At 69.6% G+C, this 19,122-nt stretch carries 13 protein-coding genes; 2 read left to right on the forward strand and 11 right to left on the reverse strand.

The features are described 5' to 3' along the window. Nucleotides 1-20: 20 nt before the first annotated feature. Both ACH3VR_RS20095 and ACH3VR_RS20100 read right to left on the reverse strand, forming a co-directional pair. The gene (locus ACH3VR_RS20095) at nt 21-1,325 is read right to left on the reverse strand and encodes an ABC transporter substrate-binding protein (RefSeq protein WP_397558109.1); all 1,305 of its coding nucleotides are present in this window, start codon (nt 1,323-1,325) and stop codon (nt 21-23) included. A gap of 44 nt (nt 1,326-1,369) precedes the next feature. Next, nucleotides 1,370-3,529 (reverse strand): glycoside hydrolase family 36 protein, encoded by a 2,160-nt coding sequence (locus ACH3VR_RS20100; RefSeq protein ID WP_397558110.1) that lies wholly within the window; start codon nt 3,527-3,529, stop codon nt 1,370-1,372. 331 nt (nt 3,530-3,860) lie between these two features. Here ACH3VR_RS20100 and ACH3VR_RS20105 point away from each other — a divergent pair, with 331 nt between their 5' ends. Beyond that, nucleotides 3,861-7,937 (forward strand): LamG-like jellyroll fold domain-containing protein, encoded by a 4,077-nt coding sequence (locus ACH3VR_RS20105; protein WP_397558111.1) that lies wholly within the window; start codon nt 3,861-3,863, stop codon nt 7,935-7,937. Between the two features lie 57 nt (nt 7,938-7,994). Here the strand turns inward: ACH3VR_RS20105 and ACH3VR_RS20110 are convergent, their stop codons facing one another. Then, the gene (locus ACH3VR_RS20110) at nt 7,995-8,522 is read right to left on the reverse strand and encodes a hypothetical protein (protein WP_397558112.1); all 528 of its coding nucleotides are present in this window, start codon (nt 8,520-8,522) and stop codon (nt 7,995-7,997) included. A 19-nt stretch (nt 8,523-8,541) separates the two neighbouring features. Beyond that, entirely contained in the window at nt 8,542-9,450 is a 909-nt protein-coding gene (locus ACH3VR_RS20115) for a hypothetical protein (RefSeq protein ID WP_397558113.1), read from the reverse strand. Between the two features lie 124 nt (nt 9,451-9,574). Here ACH3VR_RS20115 and ACH3VR_RS20120 point away from each other — a divergent pair, with 124 nt between their 5' ends. After that, nucleotides 9,575-10,414, forward strand: a complete 840-nt coding sequence (locus ACH3VR_RS20120; protein WP_397558114.1) for a response regulator transcription factor — start codon at nt 9,575-9,577, stop codon at nt 10,412-10,414. Nucleotides 10,415-10,458: 44 nt separating this feature from the next. Here the strand turns inward: ACH3VR_RS20120 and ACH3VR_RS20125 are convergent, their stop codons facing one another. The 7 genes from ACH3VR_RS20125 to ACH3VR_RS20155 form a co-directional block, all read right to left on the reverse strand. Next, nucleotides 10,459-12,039, reverse strand: coding sequence for a hypothetical protein (locus ACH3VR_RS20125; protein WP_397558115.1), 1,581 nt, complete (start codon nt 12,037-12,039; stop codon nt 10,459-10,461). A gap of 105 nt (nt 12,040-12,144) precedes the next feature. After that, nucleotides 12,145-13,110 carry a sugar kinase gene (locus tag ACH3VR_RS20130; RefSeq protein WP_397558116.1) on the reverse strand — a complete coding sequence of 322 codons (966 nt, stop codon included), beginning with the start codon at nt 13,108-13,110 and terminating at the stop codon, nt 12,145-12,147. Further along, nucleotides 13,110-13,760, reverse strand: coding sequence for a bifunctional 4-hydroxy-2-oxoglutarate aldolase/2-dehydro-3-deoxy-phosphogluconate aldolase (locus ACH3VR_RS20135; RefSeq protein ID WP_397558117.1), 651 nt, complete (start codon nt 13,758-13,760; stop codon nt 13,110-13,112). Before ACH3VR_RS20135 ends, ACH3VR_RS20130 begins: the two co-directional genes overlap by 1 nt. Next, the gene (gene manD, locus ACH3VR_RS20140) at nt 13,750-14,979 is read right to left on the reverse strand and encodes a D-mannonate dehydratase ManD (protein ID WP_397558118.1); all 1,230 of its coding nucleotides are present in this window, start codon (nt 14,977-14,979) and stop codon (nt 13,750-13,752) included. Before manD ends, ACH3VR_RS20135 begins: the two co-directional genes overlap by 11 nt. A gap of 77 nt (nt 14,980-15,056) precedes the next feature. Next, nucleotides 15,057-16,457: an MFS transporter gene (locus ACH3VR_RS20145; RefSeq protein WP_397558119.1), complete on the reverse strand. Its 1,401-nt coding sequence runs from the start codon at nt 16,455-16,457 to the stop codon at nt 15,057-15,059. A gap of 43 nt (nt 16,458-16,500) precedes the next feature. Then, nucleotides 16,501-17,505 carry an L-idonate 5-dehydrogenase gene (locus ACH3VR_RS20150; RefSeq protein WP_397558160.1) on the reverse strand — a complete coding sequence of 335 codons (1,005 nt, stop codon included), beginning with the start codon at nt 17,503-17,505 and terminating at the stop codon, nt 16,501-16,503. 74 nt (nt 17,506-17,579) lie between these two features. Continuing rightward, nucleotides 17,580-19,103 carry a mannitol dehydrogenase family protein gene (locus tag ACH3VR_RS20155; protein WP_397558120.1) on the reverse strand — a complete coding sequence of 508 codons (1,524 nt, stop codon included), beginning with the start codon at nt 19,101-19,103 and terminating at the stop codon, nt 17,580-17,582. Nucleotides 19,104-19,122 lie beyond the last annotated feature (19 nt).

The following is a 19,122-nucleotide window of genomic DNA, read 5'->3' on the forward strand; positions in this document are numbered from 1 at the left end:
GGCGCCCCGTGAACGAGGGATCAGAAGCCGGGGGCGCCGATCGCCTTGGCGAGCTGTGCGAACTGATCCTGGGTGGTCTGCGCCACCTGGCTCGAGGTCTTCGTGCCCTGGATCATGTCGCCGAGATTGAGGTACAGGTCCGGGTTGACGATCGCAAGGGCCTGCATCGAGCCGACGGAGTCCGCGAGCGAGTCGCTCACGTCGAGGAGCGCCTGCGGCACACCGGCGGGCGTGGCGACCCCGGTCTGCAGCGACGGGGTCGACTGCGCCTCGACGAAGTCGGCGTAGCCGTCGCCCATCCAGTAGGTCAGCAGCTGGCGAGCCGCGGCCTCGCGCGTGGCATCCCCCGTCTTGAACGCCACAAGGGCGTTGGACTGGTCAGGGATGAAGGTGCCGACGTTGCCGCTCGGCGAGATGGGGAAGAAGCCGATCTTCTGGTTCAGCTCATCGGTGTCGGCGAGCGACTGGAGCTGACCGAAGAACGAGTTGACCTGCACGGCCATCGCAGCGTCACCCGCGAGCAGGGCCGCGCCCTGGTCTTCGAACGTCGCCGTCTTGAGGTTCTCGTTGAAGAGGCCCTCGTCGATGAGGCTCTGGTACTCGTCGATCGCGCCCTGGATCGTCGCGTCGGTGAACGTCTCCTCGTTCGCGTTCACGCGATCCCACAGGCCGTCCCTCGCCGCGTCGGCGAGCTGCACCTGGACCCACCACTGCGTGGCCCACGGTGTGCCGCCGCCGAAGTCGAAGAACGGCGTCACGCCCTGCGTCTTGAGGGTGCGGCCGAGCTCGACGAACTCGTCCCAGTTCTTCGGCAGCTCGGTGATACCGGCCTTCTCGAAGACCTCCTTGTTGTAGTACACGCCCTCCACGGCCGGGGTCGTGACGAGCGCGGCGTACCGGGTGTCGTCGAGGATGCCCGTGATGTCCTGCAGCTCCGGCTTGTAGGAGTCGATGAACGGCGCACCGTCGAGCGGCTGGAGGTTGGTCGACGCGTTGAGCGCCGTGAGCATGGAGGCCGTGGGCTGCCAGAACGCGAGGTCGGGCTTGTCGCCGGAGGCGACCTTGGTCTGCACGCCCTGCTCGTAGGGGTCGGGGATCGTGACCACGTCGACCGTCGCACCGGTCAGCTTCTCGAAGCCCTTCACGACGCTCTCGGGGACCTTGTTCGAGTTCTGCGCCGCCCAGATCGTGAGGGTCACGCCGTCGAGCTTCGCGTCCTGCGCAGGCCAGTCGGCGGGCGCGGCGCTCGCCCCGCCGCCGGCGCCGGGGTCGGAACAGCCGGCGAGCAGCAGCGCGGTGGCCGCGGTCGCGACGACCAGGCTCATGGTACGGATACGCATCTTCATTGATCAGCTCCTGTTTCAGGGGTTCATTCTGCGGGTGAGGTGGGTGTGCCCGGTGCCGCCGTCATCGGGCCTGCGGTCAGGCGGAGGGTGCGCGCCGCGATGCGGGCATCTGTCGCGCGTACCGTGAGGACCCCGCTCTCGGCATCCCAATCGGTATGCCAGGCGGGGAGATGGTTCGGGAAGACCGTGGAGACCTCCACGTGCTGTCCCGTGAGATGCGGCAGGGCGAGCTCGATGCGGTCGTCGCCCCCGCGCCGCCACACCGACACGAGGTCGACGGCCGTGTTCGTAAGACCGAGTGCGACCCACTCCCCCGTCCAGTCCGGCAGCCCGAGCGGCCAGTGCGGAGCGCCCGTCGTGACGAGCGCGCGCAGGCCCTTGGCCGATTCGATCGCGTCGGCGACGACACCGCGCTGCGCGGCATCCATCCGATTCAGGTGTCCCGAGACGTAGTAGCGCCCGAGCAGACCCGTGACGAGGCAGAACGCGGCTTCCTCCTCGTCCATCTCGGGCTGAGGGTAGGCCCAGCTGGCAGCCTGCTCGGGAAGCATCGACAGGGGCGCCGACGCGGCGATCGGCGGGTACTTCACGAAGTCCTGCTGGTCCGAGGTGGACTGCATCGCCAGTCGCGAGAGCATCGCGAAGTCCATGCGCATGGCGCCCGAGGCGCAGTTCTCGATGACGAGCGACGGATGCCGATCCAGCAGCCGGTCGAGCCAGGCGAGGTGTGCGCGGTTGTGCTCGAGCAGTCCCGCACCAACGCTCGCGGTGCCGACATCGGTGCCCGGCCCGGGATTGACGTTGTAGTCGAATTTGAGGAACCCGATCCCGAACTCGCTGACCAGCCGGTCGACGACCTCGTCGAGGTGCGCGACGGCAGCGGGATGCCGGAGGTCGAGGTGGTAGCGGTGGTGCTCCACGATCCGCGACCCGTGGCGCTGGAGGAACGCATCTTCGGGGAGCCGCGCCGCCATGGGGCTGCGGACGCCGATGACCTCGGGCTCGAGCCAGAGCCCGGCCACCATGCCGCGCGCGTGGATCGCGTCGATGACCTCGCGAAGGCCCGCGGGGAAGCGCCGCGTCGAGGGCGTCCATTCGCCGACGGTGTCCCACCAGTGCCCGCTGTCGTCGTACCAGCCGGCGTCGATGCAGAAGATCTCGGCGCCGACGTCGCCGGCGGCCTCGATGAGCGGCAGCAGGCGCTCGGTCGTGGGATCGCCGTTGAGGGTGTTCATGTAGTCGTTGAAGACGACGGGCATCGCGACGTTGTCGGGGTGCGCGCGACGTGAGGCACGACGGTGGGACGTCAGCCCGGCGACCGCGTCGACCGGCGTGCTTCCGATCGAGATGCCGACCGGCACCGTCGTGAAGGAATCGCCCGAGCCGAGCGGCTGCGACCATCCCGAGTCGACGTCGGTCGGTCCGGAGAGCGCGAGGTATCCGCCATCGGTGTCCTCGCCGACCTCCCACCGCCACGCCCCGTTGTGCTCGATCTGCCAGGCGATCGCGAATCCGAGCGGGCCGTTGGCGAGAATCCCGGTCGGAAGCTCACCGCCGGTCGACCACGTGCCGGTGGACGCGGCAGTGAAGGCCCCGCGCGGATCATGCCCCGTGAGGTGCTGGGCGAGCTCCGGGAAGCGCGCCCCGCGGAGGGGGCTCTCGCTCCACCGGCCCTCGCCCAGCCAATCGCTGAGACCGCGCGTGAGCGTCCAGCCGAAGAGAGGATCGGCGGCGCCGGTCCGAGGCAGGCCGATGGCGAGGGATGCCACGGCGCAGAGCACGATCGTCCGCTCGCCCCGGTTCGCGACCGTGACGGTCGATCGAAGGGATTTTGCGGCGTCCGTCGCCGTGAGACGGAGAGTCGCCTCGAGGTCTCCGGCGCGCTGGACGATCTCGAGTGTCCGGCTTCCCGCATCCTCGGTCTCGCGGTGCTCCGCGTAGCGGAGGTCGGCGCCGATCGCGGTGTGCACGAGCCGTCCCGACGCCGGCACGTGCCCGCCGTCCGAGGTGAGGACCTCGACGACGGGCAGCGCATGCACCGGGAACTCCGCAGAGCCGAGCCTGATCACGGCCAGGTGGACCGGCTCATCGGGCCCCCAGGTCAGCTCGACCTCGAGTTCGGGTGCTCCCCATCGCAGGGCACCGGCTTCGGCGCTCCGCTTCGGGATGGACTGCAGTGTCATCGACTCTCCGTTGATAGCGGTTTCAAGAAGGGAACCTATCTCAGTTCTGATAGCGCTATCAAGTAGGAGATTGATAACGGTTTCATGAGAGCAGGCGTCACACGCCGGTGTCGCGCAGCAACCATTGAAACCGGTATCAAGATTTTGCTTGATACCGCTATCACTCGTTGCTACGGTCATCCCTGACGGCCCGAGCGGTGTCTCGACGGAGAGGTGAGCGGTCGCCCACGGGAGGGCGGTGCCGCGATGCGAGCGTGTGCGCTCGCGCCTCCGTCGCTGCGTCGTGCGCGCGGTCTTGAAGTTCCCTTCCCACTCGATGCAGAGGTTTCAGATGAGAAGAACATCCAGCAGAGCGCGCCTCCGCGGCGCGCTCGCCGCGCTCGCGGGGATCCCCTTGATCCTCAGCTCGGCCGTCGTCGCCGGCGCACCGGCCGCGGCAGCCGAGTCCCTCCCCGACCCCGCCGTCCTCTATACGTTCAACGGCGACCCGTCCGCGAACTACGTCGCGAACGAAGGCACGCTCGGCTCCGCCTTCAACGCCCGCGTCAAGAACGCCTCCTCGCTCGCCCGCGGCACCGGTGCGACGTCGAAGACCGGGGCCTCCGGCCTGTTCCCGGGCGGCGCGCAGAACTCGTCGCAGGCGGACAAGCCCTATCTCGACATCCCCGCCGGACTCTTCGCCGACACGACGGCGATGACCGTCTCCACGTGGATCAAGTGGAACGGCGCCAACTCGACCCAGCTGCCGTGGGCGTACATCGTCGGAAGCGACGCCCTGCCGGCCGACAACTGGGGCCTCTACTTCGTCCCCAACGAGGGGAACCAGTCCAAGGCCGTCGCCAACTCGGGCACCGAGGTGAAGGCGGTGTCGCCGACTCCCCTCCAGGGCAACGTCTGGACCCACCTGACGACCGTCACCAACGGCTCGTCCGTCTCGTACTACATCAACGGCTCGCTCGTGCGCACCGAGGCCGTGACCCTCGACTACACGAAGCTCTCGTCGCCGAACAGCACCCGCTCGGGCCTCATCGGCCGGGTGCCCTGGGCGGGGCCTTGGGCGGCCTTCTTCGGCGGTGAGTTCGACGACTTCGCCGTCTACAAGAGCGCCCTGACGAGTGCCCAGGTGTCGAGCCTCTTCCAGGGCTACGTCGGAGCGATCACCTCGGTGCAGACCGAGTCGTTCGCGGTGTCGACCCCGGCGGGTGTGGCGCCGACGCTGCCCGCCTCGGTCACGGTGAACCGCGAGGCGGGCCCCGCGACGACGGCTCCCATCACGTGGAACCCCGTGAAGGCGAGCGACTACGCGACGCCCGGCACGACCTTCACGGTGCAGGGCACGATCGACGGCTGGTCGCGTCCGCTGACGGCCACCGTCACGGTCGACGAGCGGCTCACCGATCCCGTCGTGGCGGACTTCGGGCAGGACACCGGAGCTTTCCGCGGCGGCGCCTCGGGAACGCTCTACGGACTCGGCGACGAGGGCTCGCCCACACAGGCCCTCGTCAACGGCGCCGCGATGACGAATGTCTCGCAGAAGCCGCCGTTCGGCACGCAGCATCCCGGTGGCGACGCCTTCAACATCGAGGACACCTTCTTCGACAAGCACGGCGAAGACCTCTACGTGTACACGCAGGACTACTATCCCGACTGGCCGTACAACGGCGGCAAGCGCCCCGGCGACGACCGCACCTACACGCGCGACGCGCAGGGACGGCTCACCGGCGCCTACACCTCCACTCCCAACGGCCTATGGGACTACCTCGAGGTGCTGGAGTACGTCGTCGACTCCGTCGCGCGTGAGGCGAAGCATCCCGAGAAGTTCGTCTTCATCCCCTTCAACGAGGTCGACCTCCAGTGGCTGAACACGAACGACCTCTACAACCGGTTCATGCACCTCGGCAACCAGCCGAACAGCTACACCCCCGGCGGCGCGACCGACTGGGCCGCAGCGTGGAAGGTCATCACCGACACGTACGCGCGCTACGGGCTCGAGCGTCCGCGCATCGCCGGCCCCGGCGACTCGCGCTGGCGTGGTGAGGCGAACATCAAGGCGTTCCTGAACTCCGCGATCGCGAGCAACACCGTCCCCGACGTCTACGTCTGGCACGAGCTCAGCGGCTACCAGTGGATGCCGGATCGCGCGGGCCTCTTCCGCCAGTACGCGCAGCAGGTCGGCCTGTCCCGCGACCGCATCCCGCAGATCAACATCACGGAGTGGGGTGCGAGCTCCGACATGAGCTCGCCCGCCAACCTGCTGCGGTGGTTCGCGAGCTTCGAGGCGGCCAAGGCCGACGCGCAGACCGCGTACTGGACGGCCTCCGGCACGATGTCGGACAACCAGGCGAAGGTCAACGACGCCAACGGCGGCTGGTGGCTGTTCAAGTGGTACGGCGACCTCACGGGTTCGAACACCGTCGCGGTGACGACGGGCAACCAGAAGGCGATCGCGGCCATCGACCGCGGCTCGAAGCGCGCGCAGGTACTCGTGGGCGGGATCACCGACGGTCGCGACGCCGCCCTGACCCTGAAGGGACTGGATGCCGCGACCTTCGGCACGTCGGTCGACATCGAGGTGCGCGAGGTCCTCGTCAGCGGCACCGACGGCATCGCCGGCGCTCCGCGCGTCGTGACGGCTTTGAACGACAAGGCGGTCACCGGCGGCACCGTGGATCTGCGGATTCCGTCGGCGAACTCGAGCAGCGCGTACCAGGTGATCGTCACGCCCGCCACGGGTCGCGACGTCCAGGCGGCCGCCGCGGCTCAGGCCGAGCGGCACGTCAGCGAAGCCGAGGCGGCGGCGCTCCAGGCCGCGCAGGTGCGCACACCCTCGGGCTACCGCGCGTCGGGTGACCGTGACGTCTCGGGCTTCTCGGCCGTCGGATCCCGCGCAGACTGGTCGGTCGACGTCGCCGCGGGCGGCGTGTACCGGCTCCAGGTGCTCGCGGCCACGGCCGGAGTGGCGGCACAGCACGCGCTGTTCGTCGACGGCCAGTTCGCCTCGCTCGTGCAGTACGGGGCGAACGCGATCAAGCCGAGCAACGTCCGCACGGTCGCCCGCGGCAGCGCCGAGGTCACCGTCGCCCTTCCCGCAGGCACGCACACGCTGAGCTTGCGCACGAGCAAGGACGGCACGACGCTCCTTCCCGGCGCGGGCGACCAGGGCGGTGTGACGCTCGACCGGTTCGAGCTCACGCGCCTCGGCGACACCGAGAACGCCGAGAAGGTCGAATACCCGGCCACGACGTTCCGCACGGCGGGCGCCGCGCGCCTCGAGGGCGGCGCGGTCGCGCTGAAGGACGGAGACCGCGCCGACGTGTACCCGTCGACCTACGGGTCGGGCTACTACGACGTCGCCGTCGACTGGCAGGGTGACCGCGGCGATGAGCTCGTGCTCACCGTCAACGGACGCCAGGCCGCCGTCTACGAGGGCACCGGTTCGGCACAGACCTCGACCGCCCGCATCCACCTCCCGGAGGGCATCACCGAGATCGAGCTGGAGTCTGCGGACGGAGTGAAGGTGAGCGGGGTCTCGACGACCCGCGCCGTCGCCGGCGACGCGAGCATCGTCAGGATCGAAGCCGAGGACCTCTCCAAGGTCACGCTTGCCGGCACCGCGAACGTCTCCGGCTTCGGCGGCGTCCTCACGAACGGCAGCGGAAGCGGCTACGTGAAGGGCCTCGGCATCACCGACGCGAACGCGGCGAACGAGGGCACGCTCTCGATCCCGCGCCTGGCCGGCTTCGACAAGGCGGGCGCGTACGACGCGGTCGTGCACTACTCGAACGACGACATCGAGGGCACGCACGACTACAACCCGCAGGTCGTCGACCTCGGTCTGCAGGCGAAGGAGGCGGGAGGCTCGGGACTCGCCGGACGCACGACGTTCCGGTACACCTACACGGCGACCAACTTCTGGGAGGCAGTGCTGCCGCTCGACCTGTCGACCGACGGCGGAGCGATCACCTTCGGGAACACGCGCTCGACGCTCTACGTCGACGAGGGACCGACCTCGTCGACGAGCGACGACCGAGTCCTGCCCGGATACGCCGTCGCACCCGACGTCGACTGGATCTCGATCGCCCCGTTCGTCCTGCAGAGCGACGGTGCCGCACCGAAGCTCGACGTGACGGCGACGGCCACGACGCGCTGCGTCGCCGGAAAGGTCGTCATCACGGCGACCGTCACCAACGACGACTCGCGGAGCGTCGCGCTCGACCTGTCGACGGCCGGCTTCGGCAGCAAGGCGGTCGCGTCGCTCGCGCCGGGCAAGAGTGCGAGCTCGGCCTTCAGCACGAAGGTCGCCTCGACGGCCGCCGGCGTCGTGACCGTGAAGGTCTCGGATGCCGCCGGCGGCGAAGCCGGGGCGCACACGGTGGAGGCGCCGTACACGGCGACCGTCTGCCACTGAACCGAAGCACGGCGGGCGTCGGGGAGTTCGCTTCCCGGCGCCCGCCGTGCTTTTGGACTACTCCAGGGTGTACGCGCTGACGAGCACTCCGAAGTCCGAGGTCACCGTTCCGTAGATGTCGATCACGCTGTCGACGGCGGGCGGCTGGACCCGGGAGAAGTCAGCGCCCAGCGTGGTGAGGGTCGCGCCGCAGAACATGCCCGGCGGGCACTCGTCGCGGCCGAGCGTGGCCTGCGTCCCTGCCACATCGAGAACGAACGCACCTCCGACTGCGACCGCCGTTCCGACCGGCAAGCGCCCTGCGGCGATGGCGGTGAACGTCGTGACGCAGTAGTCGACCGTGTCGCGCGTGACCCTCGATTCGCACGCCGGCGCCGGCGGCGGCGTGCTCGGAGTGGGTGACGGAGTCGCCGTCGGGGTGGAGGTCGGCGTCGCGGTGGGGGTCGGCGACGCCGTCGCGGTGGGCGTCGGCTTCGGCTTCGCCTTCGGTGCAGCCAGTCCCGGCGCACTGGTGAAGACCGCGAGGGAGAGCAGGATGCTGCACGCGAGCGCACCGAGCGCGAATCTGGAGGAACGCTTGCTCATGATGGCCTCCTCAGAGGTTTCAGTCCTGACGTGCCGCCGTCGCGTCCCAGTCCCCACGAACGATGGGGAAGGGCGCGCCGACTGGCTGAAGGAGCCGCGGAAGGGCGATGATGGGCGCCAGGATGCTGTGCTCGCGATAGTCAGCGGTCAGCTGAGCGGCGACGCTCCCGCCTGCCTTGTTTTCGTAGCTCAGCAGCACTCCGCCCGACCCGCCCTCGAAGTACAGTTCAAGTCCACTCGTGGCCGGGACCACCACCGGCGCCGCCGGCGCCGTGGCGGCGACGGCATACCGGGCCGTGGGCGCGTCGAACGAGACCTCGAACGGTGAGGCGGCCGTGTCGGAGACCGTCGCGGAAAGTCCCGGGGTGAAGGTGGCGGGGAGGCCGACCTGCCGATACCTCGCCGCCAGCACCGGATTATCCGTGGCCAGGTAGACCAGGTAGTACGCGCCATCGACCCGCTCGCCGTCGCGCGTCGTCACAGCGATGCCGCCCATGGAGATCTGCGTGCGCGGCGCATTCGTCTGTCCGTCGATGCTGAACTGCTCGCACACGTAGTCCCACATGGCGAACCGCCCCGTCGTCAGGCCGCCACCGACGAGCACGAGTGGTTCGTAGCGCGGTGGGACCAGTTCCCGCGCGCCCGCCGGTGTCACGGCGCGGACGACCGCCAACTCGGTGCAGTCCGACTCATGCGTCGTGAGCAGGGTCACATGGGTGTCGCGACCATCCAGCCCGGGCGGCTCGAACGGATCGTCGCCAGGCGAGGCCGCTCTCGCCGGCGATGCGAGCCCGCCGAGGCACGCCAGAAGCGTCACCACCGCCACGCCGATGAAGGGACGCCTCACCGAGCCCCTGCCGTCACCCCGCACGATCATCCGTCGCTCCAGCCGGTGCGCTCCCCGAATGCGCTGATCGTTCCACGCCACCCGACATCCCGCCAGGTGTCGCTTCAGACACCCTGACCCCGTGTCGCGGGAATCGATGCGCGAGTAACCTGACCGATCAGACACTCTTCGCCGTACGACAGACCTCTTCATTCGGAGGGGGAGGATGAATGAGGCAAGTGTTCTGAGGCTCGCGGTAGGCGCAGCCCGCGCGGTCGCGGCGGGGGATCTCGTGGATGCCTCGTTCGCACAGGCTGTCGCGCGCGCGTTCGATGCGGATGCCGGCGTGGGCCTCACCACTATGCGCCGAACCGAGCACGGTCTCACCATTCGGGTCGCCGTCGGCGGTGCGCCCGTCTACGACCAGAGGATGGCCGCCCGGGCGGCCCCGTTCGCGGCGCAGCATCCTGGATTCCGTGCGATGAGACGACTGGGCACCGCGCGGGCAACTCGGCTGAGCGACGAGATCCCGTTGCGCAGGTTCTGGGAGACGGAGTCGTGGCAGGCGATGCATGGCCACAGCGACGGTCGATTCCCTGTGGCGGCGCTGCTGCACGAGAGCCCCGACTCGTTCGTGTTCCTCGGCCTGCACCGGCGACGGCGTGACTTCACGGATGACGAGATGGATCTCCTCTCCCGCATGCAGCGGCCCCTGGCGCAGGCATACAGCTACCGAGCCGTCGTGGACGAGGCGCTCGCTCGCCTCGCCTGCCTGGGAGATGAGCGATCGCCCGGCCGTTCGGCCGATGCGGGCTCTCGGCGGGTCGCACCCTCGCCCACTCGACGAGAAGCGCAAGTGCTTGCCCTGATGGCCGCGGGTTGGACCAACACCCAGATCGCAGCTCGCCTGCAGATCTCGGAGCGGACCGTCCGCAAGCACCTCTCGGCGGTGTACGAGAAGGCTGCGCTGCCCGGGCGGGCTGCGGCCGCCACGTGGTGGTCCCATCACCAAGCGGAGTTCCTCGCGGTTCAACGCAGCAGTCATCCGTCACCGCCACGCCCGTGACGAGCCCGGGGCCGGCGCGATCGCCGCGCCGGCCCCGCCGCCGATCACGGGTACTGCGGCTTGCCGCCCTTCCAGCCGATCGGGTACCGCACGCACGGCCCGCTCGTCGCGTCGGTGATCCCCGCCGCGTAGTTGTCGGGTGTGGAGTACAGGCCGTACGGGTCGTAGAAGTAGAACTGCCCGTCGGTGTCCTTGCGCGTCCAGAAGATGTGCAAGTGGGTGTTCGGCCCGCCGCTGCCCTTCTTCCCTCCGGGTCCCGTGTTGCCGGCCCACGCGATCTGCTGGCCACGGGTGACCTGCTGGCCCACCGACACGAGGATCGTCTGCGCGTTCGTGCCCCAGTGCGCGGCATCCAGATTCCGGGTCGCGGGATCCTTCGTGTTGCCCGTGTCGAGCAGGTGGGTCTTGTAGTCGGCGAGATCGGATGCCGAGATCCACGTCGCCGTCATCGTCTGGTTCCACGCCGCATCCGCATCGTGATCCGCGCCATCGCGCAGGTGCATGCAGATCGTGCGGTACGCATCGGCACGGCCGTTCACATCGTGGCTGATGATGACGGTGTTGCCCGACCACTGGTCCCAGCCGACGTGGATGACCTTGCCGGCGGCAGACGCCTTGACCTCGAAGGTCGCGTCGCCCTGCGAGTAATCGCCCGCGTGGTGCCAGCCGCCGTTGCCGTAGCGCCAGATGCCGCCGCGCGACACGTCCGTGTCGGTGAACGGCAGCGTCAGGAACGGCTCGACCGCCTCGAGGTGGCTCAGCCGCGCGAAGCGCGTCGCACCCGTCGTGTCCTGCACGGGCCAGTGGTACACGTCGGCGTGGCCCGTGACGGCGTAGTTGTAGGTGCCCGTGGGCATGACGACCTGGTTCAGGGCGTTCGCGGTGCAGGGATGCTTCGACCCGGCCGTGTCGACGAGCCGGAGCCCCTGCTGCGACCACTCGTTCCACCGTGCCGTGAAGCTCTCCCAATCCTGCGCCGCCCACAGGCCGTGGCCCCCGTTGCCCGGAAGGTAGGCGCCGACCCACATGCGCGTGCTGCCCTGCTTGTACGTGTCGATGCTGACGAGCCGCAGACCCTGGCCGGAGAGCTCCTTCCACTTCGCCTCGAAGCTCTCCCACGGCGACGCCCACAGCGCGTGACCGCCGCTGCCCGCACGGAAGACCCCCGCGTACTGCGGCGAACCCCCGATCATCGCGGCCGAGACGCTCACGAGCCGAAGCCCCTGCTTCGACAGCTCCTTCCACTTCGCCTCGAAGCTCGTCCAGCCTGCGACCCAGAGGGCGAAGCCGTCGTTGCCGGGCAGGAAGGCGCCGGCGTACATCGCGGTGCCCTTGACCTCGTAGACGGCGATGCTCACGAGCCGAAGCCCCTGCTTCGACAGCTCCTTCCACTTCGCCTCGAAGCTGGCCCAGTTCGACACCCACAGCGCGTGCCCCCCAGAGCCCGCCCGGTAGGTGCCGATGAACTGCGGCACGTCGTTCTCGACAGACACCGAGATGCTGTGCAGCCGGAGCCCGTTCTTCGACAGCTCCTTCCACTTCGCCTCGAAGCTGTCCCAGCCTGCCGCCCAGAGGGCGTGTCCATCATTGCCGGGGAGGAAGATCCCCGTGTATGCGCGAGCCATCTCGCACCTCCGTTCCCGGGGCTTCCCGCAAGCCCCCTCATGAGGATGAGGGCGGCGGATGCTTCGTGATACGAGGCGGATTCGCGACAGAGCGCCGCACCCCGATCACCGGAGCACGGGATCGCCTTCGGCTATGGAGAAGCGGTCGACCTCGCGCAGGGTGGGGCTCGACTCCCAATCGCCCGGGGTCATGCAGAGCATCGCGCCGCAGATGTTGGCACGACGCAGACGGCTCTCCGCGTCCGAGCCGTCGAGCACGCCGCTGAGGTATCCGGCCACGAAAGCATCGCCCGCTCCGACGGTGTCGACGACGTCGACCGCGAAACCCGGCGACGGGGCCGCACCGGTCGGGAGGAAGGTCGTCGCCCCGTCGGCGCCGCGCTTGAGGACGACCTCACTGGGACCCTGCTGCAGCAGCCGGTCGCAGGCGGCCGCGGCATCCGTTCCCGGATAGAGGAGTTCGAACTCCTCCGGACCGCCGAACACGATGTCGGCGCGTTCCGCGAGGTCGCGCAGCCACGGCCGCGCCGTCGCGGCGTCGGCGAGCGAGGAGCGGTAGTTGATGTCGAAGGTCACGACGACGCCGGCCGCGCGGGCGCGGTCGATCGCGCTCGAGAGGCACTCGCGAGCAGATTCCGAGAGGAGCGCCGTGATGCCCGTGAGGTGGAGGAGGTCGACGCCCTCGATCCAGCCGCCGGGGAGGTCGGCCGGTGAGAGGCGGGAGCCGGCGGAGCCGGCGCGGTAGTAGAGCACTCGCGTCGAGGTCGCGCGCGGGCGCTCCTTGAGCATGAGCCCCGTCGGGGCTCCCGCGTCGACGATCCCGCACACCTCGACACCCTCGGCCCGGATCTCGCGCAGGACGCGCTCGCCGAGCGAGTCGTCGCCGACCCGGCCGAGCCAGCTCGCGGCGACCCCGAGCCTGCTCAGGGCGATCGCGACGTTGCTCTCGGCGCCGCCGATGCCCAGCGCGAGGTCCGAGGCGTGGCGCAGCGAGCCGATGTCGCGGCTGCGCACGAGTGCCATCGTCTCGCCGAGCGTCGCGACACGTCCCCGGTCGATGGCGTGAGACATCACGCGCCGCCCGTGGCGACCGCGACGAAGCCGCGGGCCCGCTCGCGCAGGGCGTCGAGGTCGCCGCCGCCGAACGCGTCGCCGAGCAGCGGACCGCCGACGCTCACTGCCGCGGCACCGGCCGCGAGCCACTGCGCGGCGCTCTCAAGGTCGACGCCTCCCGACGGCACGACCTCGATGTCGGGGAACGGTCCGCGCAGGTCTTTGACGTACCCGGCTCCGAGACGCCCCGCGGGGAAGACCTTGACGGCCGACGCGCCCGCCGACCACGAGGCGAACAGCTCGGTGGGCGTGAATCCGCCCGGCACGAGCGGCACGCCGACGCGCACCGCCTCGGCGAGGAGCTCGGGCACGGTGATCGGCGTCACGAGATAGCGCGCACCGGCATCCACCGCGCTCTTCAGCTGATCGAGGCTCGTCACGGTGCCGATCCCGAGATCCGCGTCGCCTGCGAAGCGCTCGAGAAGGTGCGGAAGCCGCTCGATCGTGCCGGGCGTCGTGAGCGTCAGCTCGACGCTGCGGATGCCCGCATCGATGAGCGCCTCGAGCACCGCGTCGTAGTCTTCCGCGCGCTGCGCCCGCGCGACGACGATGAGACGCGACTCGGCGGTCTTCTGCGGCAGCCGGAGCCGCGCCTGTTCACCAGTCATGGACGGTCCCGTCGGTCAGGCGGTTCACGGGGAGATACGCCTTGGTGTAGTCGAAGGCGGATGCCGCATCCTCGTCGAGTTCGACACCGAGACCAGGCGCCTCGCCGGGGTGCAGGAAGCCCCGGTCGAACGTGAACGACGTCTGGAACACCTCGAGCGTCTGCTCGTTGTGCGGCATGTACTCCTGGATGCCGAAGTTGTGGATCGCGAGGTCGAGGTGGAGCGCCGCCGCCATGCCGACCGGCGAGATGTCGGTGGGACCGTGGATGCCGGACTTGATGCCGTAGATCGCGGCGAAGTCGAGGAGCTTCTTCATCGCGGTGATGCCGCCCGTGTGGGTGACGGCCGAGCGGACGTAGTCGATGAGGCGCTCCGTGATGAGCGTCTGGTAGTCGAAGACGGTGTTGAAGACCTCGCCGATCGCGAGCGGCGTCGTCGAGTGCTGCCGCACGAGGCGGAGCGCCGTCTGGTCCTCACCGGGGGTGCAGTCCTCGAGCCAGAACAGGTCGTAGGGCTCGATGTCCTTCGCGAAGCGGGCGGCCTCGATCGGCGTCATGCGGTGATGGCCGTCGTGCAGGATCCGCAGGTCGGTGCCGAAGTCCTCGCGGATCCTGGCGAAGATGCCGGGCATGTGGTTGAGGTAGGTGCGGGTGTCCCACGTCTCCTCGGTGGGGCGACCGTTCTCGGCGCGCTTGGCGGGCTCGTAGTCGTATCGCACGCCGGGGCCCGATGCCGAGACGCCGTAGATCTGGCCGAGACCCGGCACTCCGGTCTGCACGCGCACCGCGGTGTAGCCGAGCTCGCGGTACCCCGTGATGGCGTTGGCGAGCGCGTCGTAGTCCGTGCCCGAAGCGTGGGCGTAGACGCGGATCCCCGACCGGCTCGCACCGCCGAGCAGCTGGTAGAGCGGCATCCCGGCCTTCTTGGCCTTGATGTCCCACAGCGCCATGTCCACGGCGGCGATGGCGGCCATCGTGACGGGGCCGCGGCGCCAATACGGGCCGCGGTAGAGGTACTGCCAGGTGTCCTCGATGCGGTCTTCGTCGCGACCGATGAGGGTCGACGCGATGTGATCGCTCAGGTACGACGCGACCGACAGCTCGCGACCGTTGAGGGTGGCATCCCCCCATCCGACGACACCGTCCGACGTCGTGATCTTGAGGGTCACGAAGTTGCGCCCAGGGCTGGTGATGTTGACGTCGACGCGTTCGATGGTCATGAGTCGTCCTTCGTTGTCGGGGCGCGGTCGCGGTCTCGCGGCCGCGCCCCGGGTTCAAATGGTGGAGTCCGGTGCCGTCACATCGCGGAGCGCGGGTCGGTGAGGTCGCGCCCGGTCCACTCCGGTGCCACGATCGCGGCGACCAGCGCGCACGCCGTGTAGATCCCGAGCAGGACCATGACGGGGAGGATGCTGCCGGTCGTAGCCGCCACCCAGGCGGCGGCGATGATCGGGCCGATGCCGGTCGCGATGATCGCGGCGATCTCGCGGACGATGGCCGTCAGCGTGTACCGGTTGCGGGCGCCGAAGATCTCGGGGAGCGAGATGTTCTCCATGGAGGCGAGGCCCAGGACCGAGACGTTGTGGATGACGGCGTAGCCGACGAAGATCCAGGCGACTTCCTTCGTGTTGATCGCGAGCATCGTCGGGATGATCAGCACGAGCGCGAGAGTGGTCATGATGATGTACATCCGCCGGCGGCCGAAGAGGTCGCCGAGCCAGCCGACGAGCGGGATCGTGCCGAAGCCGATCAGCGACGAGACGATCACGATCTCGGGGCCGACGCCCTTCTGCACCGCGAGGGTGATCGTGATGAACGAGATCATGTACGTCTGGATGAGGCCGGAGTTGCCGGCCTGTCCGAAGCGCAGGAAGAACGACACGAGCGTCGACTTGATCGGCTTGCGCTGCAGCGACTCGAGCGTGCGCACATCGTTGGTCTGCGTCGCCAGCTCGACCATCTCTTCACGGGAGAGCGCCTTGCCGTCGACGACGTCGGTGCGCTCCTCGAAGACGGGGCTCTCCTTGAGGCGGAAGCGCACCCACACCGCGAACACCATGACGATGGAGCTTGCGATGAACGGGATGCGCCAGCCCCACGCGATGACGTCTTCCTCGACCATGACGGCGAGGAGGATCGCCCAGATCGCCGACGCGAACAGCGTGCCGCAGTTCGTGCCGAGCGCCACGAGCGAGGCGATGATGCCGCGGCGACGAGCCGGAGCGTACTCGGCGAGCATGACGCCCGCACCCGAGATCTCGGCGCCGGCGCCGAAGCCCTGCGCGAGACGCAGCACGACGAGCATGATCGGGGCGAGGATGCCGGCGGTCTCGTACGTTGGGAGGAATCCGATGAGGGTCGTCGCGAGGCCCATCAGGAGGATCGTGTAGAAGAGCACCTTGCGGCGGCCGACCTTGTCGCCCATGCGGCCGAAGTACCAGGCGCCGAGGGGTCGGGCGATGTAGCCGACGCCGTAGGTCGCCATCGCGAGGACGACGGCCATGCCGGGCTCCTCGCCGGCGAAGAAGAGCTGGCTGAAGACGAGTGCGGCGGCCAGCGAATAGAGCTGGAAGTCCATGAACTCCAGCGCTGTGCCGAGCCAGCCCGAGACGGCGGCCCGGACGAGGTCGCCGGTCGATCGGGTGACGGTGGGCGGCGGTGCGGGGGCGTCCACACCGGGGACGTTGGAAGTGCTCATTGTTACTCCTTCGTAGATGAGTGCGAGGTGCAGGGGTAGAGGGTCAGAGACGGAGAAGGACCTTGGCCGAGGCCGACGAGTCGCGGGCGATCGCGAACGCCTCGATGGCGTCGGAGGCGTCGATCGTGTGCGAGACGACCGCATCGAGCGCGTCCGACTCGGCGAGCATCGCGACGGCGTCGTCGATCTCGGTCGAGAAGCGGAAGGCGCCGCGGAGCGTGAGCTCCTTTGCGAGCATGGGCGCGAGGTTGACGCCGATCTCGGCGTTCGCGAGCATCCCGACCTGCACGATGGTCCCGGCACGGCGCGCGGCGCGCACCGACTGGGTGACCGACACGGGCACGCCGGAGCACTCGAAGATCACGTCGTAGGACTCGTCGGCGATGGTGTCGCGGCCGACGAGCACGAGCTCGCTCGCCCCGAGCGCCGCCGCGCGGTCGAGGGGCTCGATGCGCACGTCGCTCGCGCCGATCGTCCCGGCGCCCGCGTGCGCGGCCGCGGCGACGACGAGCAGCCCGATGGGGCCGGCGCCGATGACGAGCACACGCTTGCCCGTGATGTCGCCGGCGAGACCGACGGCGTGCAGCGCGACGGCCAGCGGCTCGGCGAGCGCGGCGCGCTCGAGCGGCAGGCTCTCGGGGAGCACGCGGATCATGTGCTCCTCCACGATGAGGTACTCGGCGGCACCGCCCTGGCGGTGCGGCGTCGTGGCAGCGCTGCCGAAGTAGTCGCCACCGGGGCGCAGGTGGGGCCGGTCTTCGAGGCCGGGCACATCGGCGCCGTAGCGGGCGGGATGCACAGTCACGGGCGTTCCCACCGGGAGGCGCCCCGAGGGGTCGAGGTCGACGACGGCCGAGAGCTCGTGCCCGGGCGTCAGCGGCTCGCGGATCGCGTACTCCCCGTTCGCGCCGTGGAAGTAGTAGTGCAGATCGGAGCCGCAGATGCCGACGTAGCGGACGCGGAGCCGCACCTCGCCGGGCACGGGCTGCGGGACCTCGCGGTCCTCCCAGCGGATGTCTTCCTTGCCGTGGATGGCGAGCGCCTTCATCGTCGCTCCTCCTTCGTGATCGCCCGGACTCGGGTTCACCGTGCCCGTGTTCGTCGTGCTCGGGTTCAGCGTGCTCACGCCGGAACCTCCGACGCATGTGCCTTGACGTCGGTCTCCGAAGCGTCGACGCTGTCGCTGATCGCCGCCGAGACGCCGTCGCGCACGATCGTGTCGACGAGGTCGCCGACGCGCGCGATGAACGCCGGCCGCTCGGCGAGCTCCTCGCCGAAGAGCTGGAGCTCGGCGATCGAACGCTCCGCGATCTCGGATCCGCTGCGCGCCTGCGACGCGATGGGCGCCAGCCGCTCGCGGGCGGCATCCTTCATCGCGGTGGCGAACGGGCCGGGGTCGAATCCCGGGCGAGGCGCCAGGCAGGACAGGTACCCGGCGACCGTGAGGGCGATCAGGTGCGGCATCTCACCGCGGTCGAGCGAGAGGAGCGCGGGCTCGGGGATGCGCTGGCGCAGCTTGACGGAGCCGTCCGTGCCGACCTGCATCGTCTTGTGGCCGAGCGCCGTGTTCCCCCATCGGAGGAACAGCTGCCGCTCGTAGTCCGCGATGTCGACGCCTGACGGGACCTGGATCGACGGCGTGTACTCACGGGCGAGCACGGCGCGCGCCGCGCGCTCGATGTCGGGCCGGGTGACGGCATCCGGAATCGTCTCGGCACCCTGCAGGGCTCCCAGGTAGGCGATGAGGGAATGGGTGCCGTTGAGGAGCCGCACCTTCATCTGCTCGTAGCGGCCGACCTCGGTGCTGAACACGGCTCCCCCCGCCTCCCACGCGGGCCGGCCGGCGGCGAAGTCGTCTTCGATCGCCCACATCGTGAACGGCTCGGCGGGCACGGGGATCTCGTCCCGGACTCCGAGGAGCGATGACACCTCGGCGCGGAGCTCGGGCGTCGTGGACGGCACGATCCGGTCGACCATGCTCGACGGGAACGACACCGACGACTCGAGGTAGGCGAGCGCTTCGGCGCCTTCGGCGTCGGGCAGCAGCTCGAGGAATTCGCGCACGAGGCGCTTCGTGTGCGGGCCGTTGGCGGCGAGGTTGTCGCAGCTGAGCACCGTGAGGGGGGCTCCGGATGCCGCGGCCCGCCGCTGGACGCCACGCGCGAGCTGGCCGATGGTCGAGCGGGGCCCCCCACCGCGGAGGTCTGCGACGATCGCGGGGTCGGCGGTGTCGAGGTGGCCGGTGGAGGGCGAGTAGCTGTAGCCGTTCTCCGTGACGGTGAGCGTGACGATCCGGATGCCGGGATCGGAGATGCCCGCGACGACGCGCTGCGGCTCCTCGGCCGCGACGAACGCGTCGGTGTGCACGCCCGGGATGGTCAGCGAGGTGCCCTCGGGCGAGATCGTGGCGACGGAGTACACCATGTCCTGCGCGCGCATCGCATCGACGACCGAGCGGGAGCGCGACGCGACGCCGACGATGCCCCAGTCGCCGCCGTCGGCGGCGATGGCGGCCGACGTGTAGACGGCCTGGTGCGCGCGGTGGAAGTTGCCGAGGCCGAGGTGGAGGATGCCCGCGCGCGCCGGCAGCTCGCGGATCGAGACGCCGCGGTGCGACCGGGTCAGGTGCTGCGGAGTGGTGCTCACGAGCGCACTCCCTTCTCCG

The sequence above is a fragment of the Microbacterium alkaliflavum genome (assembly GCF_044325405.1).
GTDB lineage: Bacteria > Actinomycetota > Actinomycetes > Actinomycetales > Microbacteriaceae > Microbacterium > Microbacterium alkaliflavum.

Excerpts from the sequence above, each read along its gene's own strand:
- ACH3VR_RS20095 (WP_397558109.1), bottom strand. The coding sequence starts at position 1,325 with ATGAGCCTGGTCGTCGCGACCGCGGCCACCGCGCTGCTGCTCGCCGGC.
- ACH3VR_RS20100 (WP_397558110.1), bottom strand. The coding sequence starts at position 3,529 with ATGACACTGCAGTCCATCCCGAAGCGGAGCGCCGAAGCCGGTGCCCTG.
- ACH3VR_RS20105 (WP_397558111.1), top strand. The coding sequence starts at position 3,861 with ATGAGAAGAACATCCAGCAGAGCGCGCCTCCGCGGCGCGCTCGCCGCG.
- ACH3VR_RS20110 (WP_397558112.1), bottom strand. The coding sequence starts at position 8,522 with ATGAGCAAGCGTTCCTCCAGATTCGCGCTCGGTGCGCTCGCGTGCAGC.
- ACH3VR_RS20120 (WP_397558114.1), top strand. The coding sequence starts at position 9,575 with ATGAATGAGGCAAGTGTTCTGAGGCTCGCGGTAGGCGCAGCCCGCGCG.
- ACH3VR_RS20125 (WP_397558115.1), bottom strand. The coding sequence starts at position 12,039 with ATGGCTCGCGCATACACGGGGATCTTCCTCCCCGGCAATGATGGACAC.
- ACH3VR_RS20130 (WP_397558116.1), bottom strand. The coding sequence starts at position 13,110 with ATGTCTCACGCCATCGACCGGGGACGTGTCGCGACGCTCGGCGAGACG.
- ACH3VR_RS20135 (WP_397558117.1), bottom strand. The coding sequence starts at position 13,760 with ATGACTGGTGAACAGGCGCGGCTCCGGCTGCCGCAGAAGACCGCCGAG.
- manD (WP_397558118.1), bottom strand. The coding sequence starts at position 14,979 with ATGACCATCGAACGCGTCGACGTCAACATCACCAGCCCTGGGCGCAAC.
- ACH3VR_RS20145 (WP_397558119.1), bottom strand. The coding sequence starts at position 16,457 with ATGAGCACTTCCAACGTCCCCGGTGTGGACGCCCCCGCACCGCCGCCC.
- ACH3VR_RS20150 (WP_397558160.1), bottom strand. The coding sequence starts at position 17,505 with ATGAAGGCGCTCGCCATCCACGGCAAGGAAGACATCCGCTGGGAGGAC.